At 69.8% G+C, this 13,110-nt stretch carries 14 protein-coding genes; 6 read left to right on the forward strand and 8 right to left on the reverse strand.

Features of this window, described 5'->3' with window-relative positions; translation table 11 throughout:
* Window positions 1–60 precede the first annotated feature (60 nt).
* Both ACZ6C6_RS28855 and ACZ6C6_RS28860 read right to left on the reverse strand, forming a co-directional pair.
* Window positions 61–504 carry a hypothetical protein gene (locus tag ACZ6C6_RS28855; RefSeq protein WP_469206817.1) on the reverse strand — a complete coding sequence of 148 codons (444 nt, stop codon included), beginning with the start codon at window positions 502–504 and terminating at the stop codon, window positions 61–63.
* A complete protein-coding gene (locus tag ACZ6C6_RS28860) occupies window positions 498–956 on the reverse strand; it encodes an ATP-binding protein (protein WP_469206819.1) in 459 nt (152 codons plus the stop codon). Before ACZ6C6_RS28860 ends, ACZ6C6_RS28855 begins: the two co-directional genes overlap by 7 nt.
* 208 nt (window positions 957–1,164) lie before the next feature.
* Between ACZ6C6_RS28860 and ACZ6C6_RS28865 the strand changes: the two genes are divergently transcribed.
* The 3 genes from ACZ6C6_RS28865 to ACZ6C6_RS28875 are packed head-to-tail and all read left to right on the forward strand — an operon-like array spanning window position 1,165 to window position 2,766.
* Window positions 1,165–2,025: a helix-turn-helix domain-containing protein gene (locus ACZ6C6_RS28865; RefSeq protein ID WP_469206820.1), complete on the forward strand. Its 861-nt coding sequence runs from the start codon at window positions 1,165–1,167 to the stop codon at window positions 2,023–2,025.
* Window positions 2,025–2,261: a DUF397 domain-containing protein gene (locus ACZ6C6_RS28870; protein WP_073965751.1), complete on the forward strand. Its 237-nt coding sequence runs from the start codon at window positions 2,025–2,027 to the stop codon at window positions 2,259–2,261. The genes ACZ6C6_RS28865 and ACZ6C6_RS28870 overlap by 1 nt, the downstream gene beginning before the upstream one ends.
* Window positions 2,262–2,310: 49 nt before the next feature.
* Complete coding sequence (locus ACZ6C6_RS28875) at window positions 2,311–2,766, forward strand: YchJ family protein (RefSeq protein WP_469206823.1); 456 nt, start codon at window positions 2,311–2,313, stop codon at window positions 2,764–2,766.
* A 21-nt stretch (window positions 2,767–2,787) separates the two neighbouring features.
* On the opposite strand, the gene ACZ6C6_RS28880 is transcribed toward ACZ6C6_RS28875, so the two are convergent.
* The 6 genes from ACZ6C6_RS28880 to ACZ6C6_RS28905 all read right to left on the reverse strand — a co-directional run bounded on the left by ACZ6C6_RS28880 (window position 2,788) and on the right by ACZ6C6_RS28905 (window position 9,306).
* Window positions 2,788–4,860, reverse strand: a complete 2,073-nt coding sequence (locus ACZ6C6_RS28880) for an MDR family MFS transporter (RefSeq protein WP_469206825.1) — start codon at window positions 4,858–4,860, stop codon at window positions 2,788–2,790.
* 55 nt (window positions 4,861–4,915) lie between these two features.
* Window positions 4,916–5,743, reverse strand: coding sequence for an ATP-grasp domain-containing protein (locus ACZ6C6_RS28885; RefSeq protein WP_469206827.1), 828 nt, complete (start codon window positions 5,741–5,743; stop codon window positions 4,916–4,918).
* 82 nt (window positions 5,744–5,825) lie between these two features.
* Window positions 5,826–7,040, reverse strand: coding sequence for an acyl-CoA dehydrogenase family protein (locus ACZ6C6_RS28890; protein ID WP_469206829.1), 1,215 nt, complete (start codon window positions 7,038–7,040; stop codon window positions 5,826–5,828).
* 4 nt (window positions 7,041–7,044) lie between these two features.
* Window positions 7,045–7,518: an SCP2 sterol-binding domain-containing protein gene (locus ACZ6C6_RS28895; RefSeq protein WP_469206831.1), complete on the reverse strand. Its 474-nt coding sequence runs from the start codon at window positions 7,516–7,518 to the stop codon at window positions 7,045–7,047.
* 92 nt (window positions 7,519–7,610) lie between these two features.
* A complete protein-coding gene (locus ACZ6C6_RS28900) occupies window positions 7,611–7,874 on the reverse strand; it encodes a hypothetical protein (protein WP_469206833.1) in 264 nt (87 codons plus the stop codon).
* Window positions 7,875–8,091: 217 nt separating this feature from the next.
* A complete protein-coding gene (locus tag ACZ6C6_RS28905; protein WP_073965746.1) occupies window positions 8,092–9,306 on the reverse strand; it encodes a PucR-like N-terminal domain-containing protein in 1,215 nt (404 codons plus the stop codon).
* Window positions 9,307–10,063: 757 nt separating this feature from the next.
* Between ACZ6C6_RS28905 and ACZ6C6_RS28910 the strand changes: the two genes are divergently transcribed.
* The 3 genes from ACZ6C6_RS28910 (at window position 10,064) to ACZ6C6_RS28920 (ending at window position 13,049) form a co-directional block, all read left to right on the forward strand.
* Window positions 10,064–10,681: a hypothetical protein gene (locus tag ACZ6C6_RS28910; RefSeq protein WP_469206835.1), complete on the forward strand. Its 618-nt coding sequence runs from the start codon at window positions 10,064–10,066 to the stop codon at window positions 10,679–10,681.
* A 110-nt stretch (window positions 10,682–10,791) separates the two neighbouring features.
* The gene (locus ACZ6C6_RS28915) at window positions 10,792–11,409 is read left to right on the forward strand and encodes a hypothetical protein (protein WP_469206837.1); all 618 of its coding nucleotides are present in this window, start codon (window positions 10,792–10,794) and stop codon (window positions 11,407–11,409) included.
* 170 nt (window positions 11,410–11,579) lie between these two features.
* Complete coding sequence (locus tag ACZ6C6_RS28920) at window positions 11,580–13,049, forward strand: DUF6801 domain-containing protein (protein WP_469206839.1); 1,470 nt, start codon at window positions 11,580–11,582, stop codon at window positions 13,047–13,049.
* Window positions 13,050–13,110: the final 61 nt, after the last annotated feature.

Raw genomic sequence — 13,110 nt, forward strand, 5'->3', positions numbered from 1 at the left:
GAACCGGCCACTGACAACGCAGGGTGACGGGGGCGGGAGGGGACGGGGACGCGGCCCGGATCAGGGAGCGGAGACGGCCCGGGGCCCGTACGCCTGGGTCCACGACGGCGTCACGCCCGTCACCTGGCAGACCATCAGGAACAGCGGGATCGGCGGGGTGTAGGGCGTGCGGCTGTCGGGCTGGTGGATGAGCCGGGGGCGTACCGCGGGCACGCACGCCCCGCGGGCGTAGGCCACCTGCTCGGGCCAGTCCAGGTCGAGGTCGGAGCCGGCCGGCACGATCCACCACCAGCGCTCGCCGTCGGCGAAGACGCAGCCGGTGCGCGGCAGATGGGACATCAGACGGAAGCCGTGGCGCGCGGGCACCCCGACCGCGTCGTAGCCGAGGCTCGCCGAGAGGGTCGTGGGCAGCGGCAGCTGGACCCGGCCGGTGGAGCCGGGGGAGCCGCCGGGCTCGCGGGAGCGGCGGTGTCCGAGGAAGTGGTTCATGGCGTTCTTCAGCATGAGTGCTCCGAGCCGTGCGGCAGTTCTGCCCAGACGATGCGGCCCGAGCCGTCCCCGGCGTCGCGCGAACCCCACGAGCGGGCCAGGGAGTCGACGAGCAGCAGGCCGCGTCCGTGCTCGTCGTCCGCGCCTCTGCCGAGGCGAGGTCCGTCGGGCTGGTTCCCCTGGTCCTGAACGGAGACGCGCAGCCGTCCGCCGAGGCACCGCAGTTCGCACAGGACCCGTGCGCTGGTGGTGTGCACGACCGCGTTGGTGACCAGTTCGGACACGATCAGGACCGCGGCGTCGAGGGCGTCGCCGCCGGTGCGCCACTCGCCGAGCCGGGCCTTCGTCAGGCGCCGGGCGATGGCGACCGATTCGGGACGCGCGGGCAGCGCGAAGCAGTACCGGAGCGCTTCGGTCCCCGGGCCGGTCTCCGCGAGCCGGGGGATGAGCGCACTGCCAGGTGCCACGACCGAATCCTCACAGTGGGGGCTGCGTCACGCTTCGCGATCTTCGAAAAGGCCGAGGGCGCGACAGGTCAACTGGTTTCGCCCCCCAACTCTCCACCTGTCGCGAACACTTGGCAAGGGGCACTCTGAAAATTCCAGAGTGGCTGTGTCCTTGGAAGCAGGCGCATGGCACACTGCACCCACATACAGCGCATGGGGGAGGTCTGAAGTGAGCGAACCGCGGTCCGCCCCGACCGTGGGCCAGGTCGTTCTCGGCAAGCGTCTGCAGGAACTGCGGGAGCGGGCCGGCCTGAGCCGGGACCAGGCCGCCAAGGTGCTGCGTGTGACCGCGGCGACGGTCCGCAGGATGGAGACGGCCGAGGTCGCGCTCAAGATCCCTTACGTCCAGGCGCTGCTGAAGGCGTACGGGATCTCCGACGCGGAGAACGACGCGTTCGTCGAGCTCGCGGAGGAGGCCAACAGGCCGGGCTGGTGGCAGCGGTTCCACGACGTGCTGCCGGACTGGTTCAGCATGTACGTCAGCCTGGAGGGGGCCGCCAGCCTCCTGCGCATGTACGAGCCGCACTTCGTCCCCGGACTGCTCCAGACCGAGGACTACGCGCGGACGGTGATGCGCACCGGAGCCGTCGGCCAGACCCGGCCGGAGGACATCGAGCGCCATGTGGCGCTGCGGATGGAGCGGCAGTCCCTGCTGACCAGGCCGGACGCCTCGCGCCTGTGGGTGGTGATGGACGAAACCGTTCTGCGCCGTCCGGTGGGCAGCGCCGAGATCATGCGCGCCCAGGTGGACAAGCTCCTGGAAGCGACGGAGATGCCCAACGTGACCCTGCAGATCGCGGAGTTCTCCACCGGTCACCACCCGGGAACGTACGGGCCGTTCGTGCTCTTCCGGTTCGCCGTCCCCGAACTGCCCGACATGGTCTACAGCGAATACCTGACCGGGGCCGTCTACTTCGACGCGCGACCGGAGGTGGCCTCCTACCTCGAGGTCATGGACCGCATGGCGGCCCAGGCCGCGACTGCACAACGCACGAAGGAACTCCTCCGGGACTTCCGCAAGGAGCTGTGATGACACCCATATACAACGGCATGCCCGCCGCTGACCTCGGCTCCGAAGGCTGGTACAAGCCCTGGAGCGGCGGCAACGGCGGCAACTGCGTCGAGGCCATGAAACTGGCCGACGGGAGAATCGCCATGCGCCAGTCCGCGGACCCCGACGGTCCGGCCCTCATCTACACCCACCACGAGATCGCCGCCTTCATCCAGGGCGCCAAGGCCGGTCAGGCCGACTTCCTGCTGACCTGAGCCGCCCCTCACGTCGGGCCCGCGCATCCGCGCACGTCACAATGGACCCATGTCCCGACGCACCTCCCGCTCCCGGCGCCCGTCCGCCGCGAGCCCCCGCACCGCCCCTCTCCCGGAGATCAGCGCGGCTTCGCCGTGCCCCTGCGGGCTGCCCGCCGCCTACGCCGAGTGCTGCGGCCGGCTGCACGCGGGGGCTCCGGCGGCCACCTGCGAGGCGCTGATGCGGTCGCGGTACGCCGCGTTCGCCGTCCGGGACGCCGGGTATCTGCTGCGCACCTGGCACCCGGACCACCGCCCCGACGTCCTCGACCTCGACCCCGGGCAGCGCTGGCAGGGCCTGGAGGTCCTGGAGACCACGGAGGGCAGCGCCTTCCACAGCACCGGCACGGTCACCTTCCGCGCCCACTACACGGCGGGCGGGCAGCAGGGCTCCCTCCACGAGAAGAGCCGCTTCGTGCGGCACGAGGGCGCCTGGGTGTACGAGACCGCCGTCTTCGCGGACTGAGAGCGGACCGAAGCAGGGGCCTCAGACCGGCGCGCCCGCCGGGGCGACCGGTGCCAGCTCCTGCGTCAGGTCCTCCGCGAGCAGCCGTTTCGCGATCACGTCGACCGCGGCGCGCAGCCGGGCGTCGTCCGGGCGCTCTCCGTGCTCGCCCAGCTGGTCGTTGAGCCAGCGCGCCCAGGCGTCGTTGATGGTCCGGGCCTCGCGGCTGCCGGCCGCGGTGTGCTGGAACAGATGGCCGTCCCCGGTGAGGAAGCCCTCCTCGATCATGCGGTCGAAGACCGGCACCAGGACCTCCGGCGGAATCCGGTGCCGGGACGCGATCAGCCGGAGCCCCGCGTGGCCGACCATCCGCGTGAACAGCTCGACCTGCATCACCGCCCAGGCGCCCGCCACGTCGAGCCGGGTGTCCGATTCCACGACGATCCGCCGTGCCGTCTCCGGGTCCACCCGTCGCAGCACCTTGGCCACCGAGAATTCGAGGAGTTGTGCCGGGTCCTGGGTGTTCGGCGAGGCGAAGCCCTCACCCATGTCCGTCGAGCCCGCCCGTACCGTGTCCCGCAGCTTCACCTGCTTGAGGAACAGCGCGACGACGAACCCGAGCAGCGCCACGGGCACCGTCCACAGGAACACCGTGTGCAGGGTGTCCGCGTACGCCTGGGCCAGTGGCTCCGACTGGGCGGCGGGCAGTGCGTGCAGCCCCTCCGGGCTCTGGGACGCCTTGGCCAGCACGGCCGGGTCGCCGCCCGCCCGCGCGGCCTCGGTGATCCCGTCCCTGAGGTGCGGGCCGAGGGCGTTCGCGTAGATCGTCCCGAAGACGGCGGTGCCGAAGGAGCTGCCGAGCGTACGGAAGAAAGTGACGCCCGAGGTCGCCGTGCCCAGGTCCGCGTAGTCCACGGTGTTCTGCACGGCGATGGTCAGGACCTGCATGGAGAGCCCGATGCCGATGCCGAGCACCAGCATGTACAGCGACTCCAGCCAGACCCCGCTGTCCGGGCCCATCCGGGAGAGCAGGAACAGGCCCACCGCCATGACCAGCGAGCCGATGATCGGGAAGATCCGGTAGCGGCCGGTCTTGCTGACCACGTTGCCGCTGAAGATGGACGCGGCGAGCAGCCCCACGACCATCGGCAGTGTCCGTACACCCGAGAGGGTCGCCGAGTCGCCGTCCACGTACTGGAGGTACGTCGGCAGGAAGATCATCGCGCCGAGCATGGCGAACCCGACGATGAAGCTGAGGATCGAGCAGACCGTGAAGACCGGGTTGCCGAAGAGCCGCATCGGCAGCATCGGCTCCTTCGCCCGGAACTCGACCAGGCAGAACAGCGCGAGCGCCACGATCCCGAGAACGAACAGGCCGATGATGACTCCGGAGCCCCAGGCGTATTCGTTGCCGCCCCAGCTGGTGGCCAGGATCAGGGCGCTGGCCCCGATCGTGACCATCGCGATGCCCAGGTAGTCGATGACCGGCCGCCCGGCCGCCTTCACGGACGGGATCGTCCGGGCCGCCGCGATGACCACCACGATCGCGATCGGCACATTGACGTAGAACGCCCAGCGCCAGGTGAGGTGGTCGGTGAACAGCCCGCCGAGCAGCGGCCCGATCACCGTGGACACACCGAAGACGGCACCGATCGCGCCCTGGTACTTGCCCCGGTCGCGCAGCGGGATGACGTCGGCGATCAGCGCCATCGAGGTGACCATCAGACCGCCGGCGCCGATGCCCTGGAGGCCGCGCCACACGATCAGCAGCGTCATGTTCGTCGCCAGCCCGCAGAGGAACGAACCGGTGATGAAGATGACCGCGGAGAGCTGGAAGACGATCTTCCGGCCGAACAGGTCGCCGAACTTGCCGACCAGCACCGTCGCCACGGTCTCCGCGAGGAGATAGGCGGTGACCACCCACGACATGTGCGCGGCGCCCCCGAGGTCCGAGACGATCGTCGGCAGCGCGGTGCCCACGATCGTCTGGTCCAGCGCGGCCAGCAGGATGCCCAGCACGATCGTGGCGAAGACGATGTTGCGGCGGCGCGGATCGAGCACGGGCGGCGCGGCGGCACTCTGCGCGGCGGGGGCGGTCTCGCTGGCAGTGGTCACCTTTGCACCCTCACATCGCCTCGTGTCACCCGCATGCGGGGAACGCCCGGACGTGTCAGGCGAGCAGATCCCGCAGCGACGCCGTCATACGGGTGGCGAATGCCTCCCGTACGGGGGCGGCTACCCGGTCCAGCGAGAGATACGGGTTGAGGTCTTCCAGTTCTACGAGGAGCAGGCCGCCGTCCGCCGTCCGGCAGGCGTCCACCCGCTGGATGCCGTGGTCCAGCGTGTTCCACTCCACGAAGGACCGGGCGAACGCCAGATCCGCCGGGCTCGGCTCGTACGGCTCAAGCACCCACCGCCGCTCCGGGTCCGGGGCGTGCAGCGCGTACTGGAAGTCGTGGTCGACGTAGTAGAAGGACACCTCGTAGCGGAAGTCGATGCGGGGCTGGACGAGCAGGGTGCCGTCGGCGCCCGGGCCGAGCTCCGGCGTCGTCACGAAGCGCAGGCCCACCGAGTCCGCGCCCAGCTTCGGCTTGACGACATAGCCCTCGGCGTCCGGCAGCAGCCCGAGGTCCGCCGCCCGGTCCACGGTGGGTATGACCGGGTATCCGGCACTGCTCAGGTCCACGAGGTACTGCTTGCCCGCCATGTCCCCGCGCCCGGTCAGCGGGTTGTAGACCCGGGTGCCCAGCTCCCGGGCCCGCTCCCGGAACGCGCCGTACGCCTCCTGGTAGTGCAGGACCGGACCGCTGTTGCGTACGACGACGGCGTCGAATCCGTTCAGCAGGGCGGCGGCGTCGCGGGGGTGGCAGAGCGCGAGGTCGAAGTCCTGGCGCAGCCGCGCCGTCAGCCCGATGTCCTCGTCGCAGTAGCGCCGGCCGCGCGCCTCGTAGGCGAGGTCGGTGACGAAGAGGACGGACGGGCGCGGGACGGCGGGCATGGCGTTTCCCCCGGGTGCGGCGGCGGTACGGACCCGCCCATCCTCGCCGGTCCGGTCCCGCGCCCGCCCGCCGCCCCCGCGCTCAGCGGATGTGGCGCCCCGAGATCGCCCGTGCGATGACCAGGCGCTGGATCTCGCTGGTCCCCTCGAAGATCGTGTAGATCTTGGCGTCGCGGTACATCCGCTCCACCGGGTGCTCCCGGCTGTATCCGGCGCCGCCCAGGATCTGGACGGCCTTCTCCGTGGCGGCGACCGCGAGTTCGCCCGCGCGGAGCTTGGACATGGAGCCCTGTCCGGCGTCGAAGGTGCGGTCGTTGCGGGCCATCCACGCGGCCTGCCAGATCAGCAGCCGTACGGCCTCGATCTCGGTACGGAGGTCGGCCAGGGCGAACGCGATCGACTGGTTCTCGATGATCGGCCGCCCGAACGCCTCGCGGTCGCCCGCGTACTCCAGCGCGTACTCGTACGCGGCGCGCGCGATGCCCAGCGCCTGGGCGCCGACCGTGGGGCGGCTGACCTCGAAGGTGGCCATCGCGGCCTGGCCCTTGGCGGTGGTGCCCTCGCGGGCGCGGGCGAGGCGGGCGTCCAGCTTCTCCTTGCCGCCGAGCAGGCAGTGCCCCGGCACCCGTACGTCGTCCAGGAAGACGTCCGCCGTGTGCGAGGCGCGCAGCCCCAGCTTCTTGATGGTGCGGCTCGCCGCCAGGCCCTCCGTGCCCGGCGGCACGATGAACGCGGCCTGCCCGCGCGCGCCGAGCGCCGGGTCCACCGAGGCGACGACGACGTGGACCTCGGCGATCCCGCCGTTGGTGATCCACGCCTTCTGGCCGGAGATCACCCACTCGTCCTTCGCCTCGTCGTACCGGGCCTTCGTGGTCATCGCGGAGACGTCGGAGCCGGCCTGCGGTTCGGACACGCAGAACGCCGCGACCTTCGGGTCGTCCTCGTCGCCGTAGCACTGGGGCACCCACTCGGCCAGCTGGTCCGGGGTGCCGGAGGCGAAGATCCCGGCGACGGCGAGCGAGGTGCCGAACAGAGCCATGCCGATCCCGGCGTCGCCCCAGAACAGCTCCTCGTTGGCTATCTGGAGGGAGAGCCCCGACGGGTCGCCGTACATGTCGGCCAGCGACTCGAACCCGTAGAGGCCGATCCGGGCGGCCTCCTGGATGACCGGCCAGGGCGTCTCCTCGCGGGCGTCCCACTCGGCCGCCGCCGGGCGCACCACCTGGGCGGCGAAGCCGTGCACCCAGTTCCGCAGGTCCTGCTGCTCCTCGGTCAGCGCGAGGGAGAAGTAGCTCATCGGCTCACGCCTTCGGGATGTCGAAGTAGCGCGTGAGGCCCGAGGCCAGGCCGACATCACCGGCCACCTTCAGCTTGCGCATCATGAACATGGTGATCGGGTTGCCGTTGCCGGAGACCAGCTTCAGGAACTCCGCGTCCGCCATGACCAGCGTCGTACGCGGCTCCGCGTCCGAGCGGCCCTCGCTGACGGTGCAGGTGCCGTCCGCGATCGAGGTCTCGTAGACCACCTCCGGGTCACCGGTGATCTTCCAGCGGATCAGCGCCTTGAGCGCTCCGGCCGCCTCCGGGCGGAACTGCTGCTTCATCCGGCCGAAGACCTCGCCGAGCACGCGGGCGCGCAGCTCCCCGTGCATGATCTCGGCGAGCTGCTTGGAGGACAGCCCCTTCACGATCCGAGCGAACTCCTCGGGGGAGACGGCCGCGAAGTCGAGGGCGGCCAGTTCGTCGGTGACCTTGCCGCTGCTGTTGTCGGCCACGCCAGTTCCTTACTCTGGAGTAAACTTACTTTTGAGTAAGGTAAGGGTGCGGCGGTGTCTTCGCAAGGTGTGGCGCGGAGCGTTCCCCGGGGTCACCAGGCGGAACCGGGGCGCACCACCAGGCGGGGGTGGTGGGCGGCGAGCACCTTGTTGGCGCGGGCCAGCTCGGACAGGGCCAGCTCGCGGTCGGCCTGGTCCTCGATGCCCAGCCGGGGGCCGCGGAACCTGCGGACCTCGCGCGCGGCGCAGTCGGCGTCGAACTCGGCCCGGAGGATGTGCGCGGGGGTGCAGGCGCCGATGAGCGCGGCGATGCGGTCCGGGATCGGGACGGGGACGAGGAGGTGTGAGGCGGTCATGGGGGGTTCCCTCTCGATGGTGGCCAGGAGGTCGGGCGTCGGACCGCCGGGTGGGCGGGCCGACTCCACTCCATATAACGAGACGCAGTTCCTGGTTTCTCGTTGAGTACGTCTCCGTGTGGCAACCGTTTGGGAATGACCGGCTATTTCCCCTTACCTGCAAGTAGGTTGACGTCGCGTGAAGTGCTCGTCGGGCCGAAGGTGCGTCGCGCGCTGTTCAGATGGGTGTGTCGTTGCTGCGGGCGCGCAGCTGCATGGCGCGGAGCACGGTCTCCGTCGAGAACCGCGCCTCCGGATCGACCAGTTGATCGCCGAAGATCGATTCCAGATTGCGCATCCGGTAGCGGACGGTCTGGGGGTGTACGTCGAGCAGCTCGCCCATCTGGGCCGCCGTGCCCCGGGTGTCGAGCCAGATCCTGAGGGTTTCGATGAGCCGTTCGCGCCGGTTGGCGCTGATGTTGGCCATCGGGGCGAGTTCGCGGCGCGCGAGCTGGTCGAGGAGGACCGGGTCGGAGAGCAGCCACAGGGTGATGAGGTGGTCGTCGCAGAGGATGGCCGGCGCGTCGTCTATGACGCCCGCGTCCACGAGCTCCAGCACTCGCCGGGCCCAGCGGATCGAGTCCGAGGCCAGCGACGAGGGGACGGTCAGGCCGATGGCGGCGCGGACGCCCGGCAGCGCGTGTTCCAGCATGCGTCTTCGCATGTCGTCGAAGGGCCCCGGGATCAGTAAGTGCGGCTGCGGGTCGGTGAAGTCGACCAGTACGTCGCGGTCGATCGCCAGCCGGTCCAGATCGGGGGACGGCCGCACGGCCACGAGTGTCACCTCGTCCGGCAGCGTCCAGCCGGTCTGCTCGCACAGCTCGGCGATGGCCACCCGGGGCACGGGGCGCCCGGCGAGGATCAGGTGGAGAAGCCTGCGCCGCAGGGTGTCCGTGTGGTCGTCGGAGGCCGACCTCACCTCCAAGTACCCCTCGCGCGACAGGGCTTCCAGCTCGTCCACGTAACTGAACAGCGCGTCCGCGAACGTCAGCATCATGGTGGGGGAGAGGTTGTAGCGCCTGCCGATCTTCTTGGCCCGGCGGAGAGCCACCCGGGCGCCCAGCCGGTACGCCCCCTGCAACTGGTCCAGGCTGCGCCCCTCGTACGCCTCGAACCGGCCGAACCGGCGGCACATCTCGTCGCGCAGCGCGGAGGGGGCGGCCGGCTCGGCGACCTGGTCCACGAACACGGAGATGCTCTGCTCGACACCGACCCGGATGCCCTGGCCGTACGGGCCGTCGAGGAGTCGCGCGTACTCGGGATAGGCGCGGGTCACCTCAAGGCCGATCTCCTTGATCAGGCTGGGCAGTTCGGGCCGCACGATCGTGGCGAACTCCTGCGGCAGCGGTCCCAGCGGCTCTCCCAGCTCCGAGGGTTGCGCGACTCCCGGCATACCTTGACCCCTTCTTGCTCTTCGGCGCCCGATGGGGGGTGACGGACGGGAGAGCGCTCCCAGCCGTTCTCAGGTGCGTACCAACTTCGGCTGCCGAAGATAGTCCACGTGTGTGGCTCTGAACACAGGCAGGACAAGACGAAATGTATGGGCCATGTATCAACTGTTTTCGGCCATGGCTACGGTGGGTCTCCGCACTCGCGACCGACTCGCGGATCACTCGCGCGGTGCTGACGCGGGGGCGCGGATTCCGGTAATGCGGCGATGGCTCCGGCGCTCGCGACGGCCACCGGACAATGTCCCTCTCGCTTTTCGCGGTGAATTCCACTGGGTCGGCGAGAGGAAGTCAAGGGGGCGGCTGGGTGGTGGGCGGGCGGAGCCGGGACGGCCGAGGGGGAGAGGGCTGTGACGTGGGGCGTTGGGTCTCGGTGGAGGCCGCACCGTCATCGGTTGCGCAGAATCGGCGGGGTCGGCTCGGGGGAAACTACTCACTTCTCGCTAAAGAACCGGCGGGCCGTACTCGCCCCGCAAGCAATTTCTGAGGAAGGGCGATGATTGTGGAGATTCTTTGTTCCAGCATGTTGCGGAGCGACATTACTCGCCCGTAGCGTCATCGCCGAACGCAAGAGGTCGAGCAGTCCGTCAGGCCGGACTGCCACATTCCTGTCTCGTGACCCCCCACTCCGGGAGCGCCGCTCACCCGGCCGGAAGTGGCCCCCCGGTGTAGGTCACACACCCTCGAAGGGAACCGGATTCCGTGAACACCCTTGCACGTAGAGCCGCAATCATCGCCACCGCCGCCGGCGCCGCCCTCGGTATGGCGGCCACCACCGCCTCCGCCGGCGCCACCGCCTCGTGGTCGGCGACCCCGAACGGCGCGTACACCGCCAGCGCGACCAGCCCCACGCTGACCGTCCCCGCCGCGACCCTGACGTGTACCTCCTCCAACGTGACCGCGGGCAACGTCGCCGCGACCAGCGCCACGGGGGCCAACATGGCGACCATCGGCACGATCGGCTTCACCGGCTGCTCGGTCGGTGGCATCAGCTTCACCGTCTCGATGACCGCGACGCCGTGGGCGATCAACGTCACCGGGGTGGACCCCTCCAACGCCAACCGGGTCAAGGGCAACGTCACCGGTATCTCCGCCCACATCACCGGCTTCGGCTGCGTCGCCGACTTCACGGGCAAGGCCTACGGGTACTACGACAACAGCACCGGCAGGCTGGTCATCGACGGCTCGGGCACGGAGCTGAAGGCGTCCAACGCCAACTGCCTCGGCCTGATCAACAACGGCGACGTGGCCTCCTTCAAGGCCTCGTACCTCGTCAAGGTGACCTCGACGGGCACCTCGCCGAAGATCACGACGCCGTAAGGCCCCAGCAGCACACGGGTACGGGCCGGCCGCGAAGCCTCTCCGCGGCCGGCCCGGCCTTCTCGTTGGGGGGCGCGGACGCGCCGCCATGATCTTGAGGATGTGAGTTCGTGAACTTCCGCTCGCGACGTTTCGCCGTCGTGGCCGCCGCCCTGGCCTCAGCCCTCGGGACAGTGGTGTCCTCGGCCTCGGCCGCCACGACGGGCATGTGGAGCGTGACGCCGGCGGGGGCGTTCACGGCCCCACGAGCCAACTATCCCACGTTCCGATTCCCGGCCCTGTACTGGACGTGTGCCTCCTTCGGCGTGACGGCTGGGAAGCTCGAAGCGACCGGGGCGACGGGAAGCAGGGTCGGCACGATTGACGCCATTGTCGCCAGTTGCCCCGTGGGAGGCATCGAGTACACCGTAACGAAGAGCGCTACGGCGTGGGCCATCGACCTCGTCGGGCAGAACCCTTCCCACGCGAACTGGGTGGACGTCAGGATCAGCGGAGTCTCGACCCACTGGGCGGGGTTCGGTTGCGTCGCCGACGTGAAGGGCACCCTCTACGGGCACTACGAGAACGACACCGGCAACCTCGTCATCAGTGACACGTCCGGTGGCCTGATCGCGTCCAACGCCAACTGCATGGGGCTCATCAACAACGGCGACGTCGTCACGCTCAAAGCCTCGTGGCACATGGCCATGGCGTCGACCGGCAAGGCGCCGCTGATCAAGGTTTCGTAGACCTCAAGGAGCAGGCATGGGCCGACCGCGGGGGCTCTCCGGGCCGGCCCGGTCTGCTTGATCCCGGCGCCCGCGGGCGGGCGCCACCGCAGCCGTACTACCGATCGCACCCCGTGGAGGACAGGCCCGATATGCACACTCAGATACCTGTGACCCGTGCGGGGCGTTCCGTGAGGGTCGCCTCCGTCGCCGGTCTCGCCCTGCTCGCCGGCCTGTTGTCCGGAGGAGGCTCGGCCGCCGACGAGAGCACCGGGCCCGTCAGCCTCGCCGCCGCCTGCGGAACCGAGGACAGCGGCACGGCGACCGTGGCGGCCACGGTCGCCGTGGCGGTGGATGTCCCGGTGACCGGTGAGGTCGGCCGTCCGGTGCAGCCGGGACCGGTGACGCTCACCGTCACCCTCTCGGGGGCGGATCTCGCGGGGCTGTTGCCGGAAGGTACCGAGGCGCTCGTGAGCCGGGCGGCGCTCAGGGTGAACGTCGCCCAGAACGGCGAATCCACCAAGGCCCCGTGGGAGCTGCACGCGCCGAGCACCCCCCTTCCCGCCGACGGTGACGTAGCGCTCGTCCACTCCGGGGAGGTCCCCTACGTGACGCTGGGGTCCGCAGGTGATGTCGATTTCTCCGTCGAGGAGTTGACGATCGAGCTGCGGTCCGCCACGGCGGAACCCGAGAAGACCTCGCTGCCTCTCACCACGGTGACGTGCCGGTTGAAAGAGGGCGAGAACGGACACCTCGCGACCACGCGTGTGACCGACGGCACCGGCACCGAGCCGTCGGCCACCCCCGAAACGCCCACGACTCCGGTGGGTGGCTCCGGGCGGGCGACGGACAAGGACATCGCAGTGGAACCGGCGGCAGCCGAGGACGGCGAGGACCCCGACTACTGCCCTGTCGAACCGCCGGTGGGAGTGGAGGACCCGAGCGATGCACCGCAGCCCCCGCCGGGTGACCCCGTGTCGGTGTTTGAGAACCCGAACGCGCAGGCCAGCTGCGCCAACGCGGCGGGTCTGGCCAACGTGTGGAAGATGGACGGGGCCATGACCATCAATGATCCGGCCGATCATCCTGCACTCATCAGTGTGAAGACCTTGACGCACGTGACCAACCGACCGCCCGACGCGGCGGGCGGGTATTACATCCGGATCGACAACCTTGCGAACCTTGAACTCCCGGATGCCGAGTCCACCTTTCTCGCCTTCGGCTTTCAGCCGGTGACGGCGAAGGTGTCGTTCGAGAACGGCCCCATCACCATCTCGACGGGCAACGTGGGCACCGAAGCGTTCTCCACGGCCTCCTTCCACCAGTCCCTGCGCCTCCACGATGTCAGGATCAACGGAACGCCCTTGGATGTGGGCAGCAACTGCAGGACAGCGAAGCCGTTCAAGGTGGTATTGAACGGCGGCGCGGCGTACGTGAACGTGGGAGTGGGCGGACGCCTGGAAGGCGAGGTCACCATCCCGCCTTTCACCGGCTGCGGGACGGGCGGCGAGGATCTGAATCCGCTCTTCACCGCTTCGATCTCGGGGCCCGGAAACCGGGTCTTCATGAACCAGGCTTCGACCTGTATTCCTACCAACGTCGAGGTTTCCTACTGCCCGCCCCCTCCGGCGGAACTGCCCGGCACGAAGCCGAATTCCTAGCCCGCCGCCCGGCCGGCACACCCCGAAGGGGCCACCTCCGCGAGGGAGGTGGCCCCTTCGG

It is taken from the genome of Streptomyces sp. NPDC041814 (genome assembly GCF_055590565.1).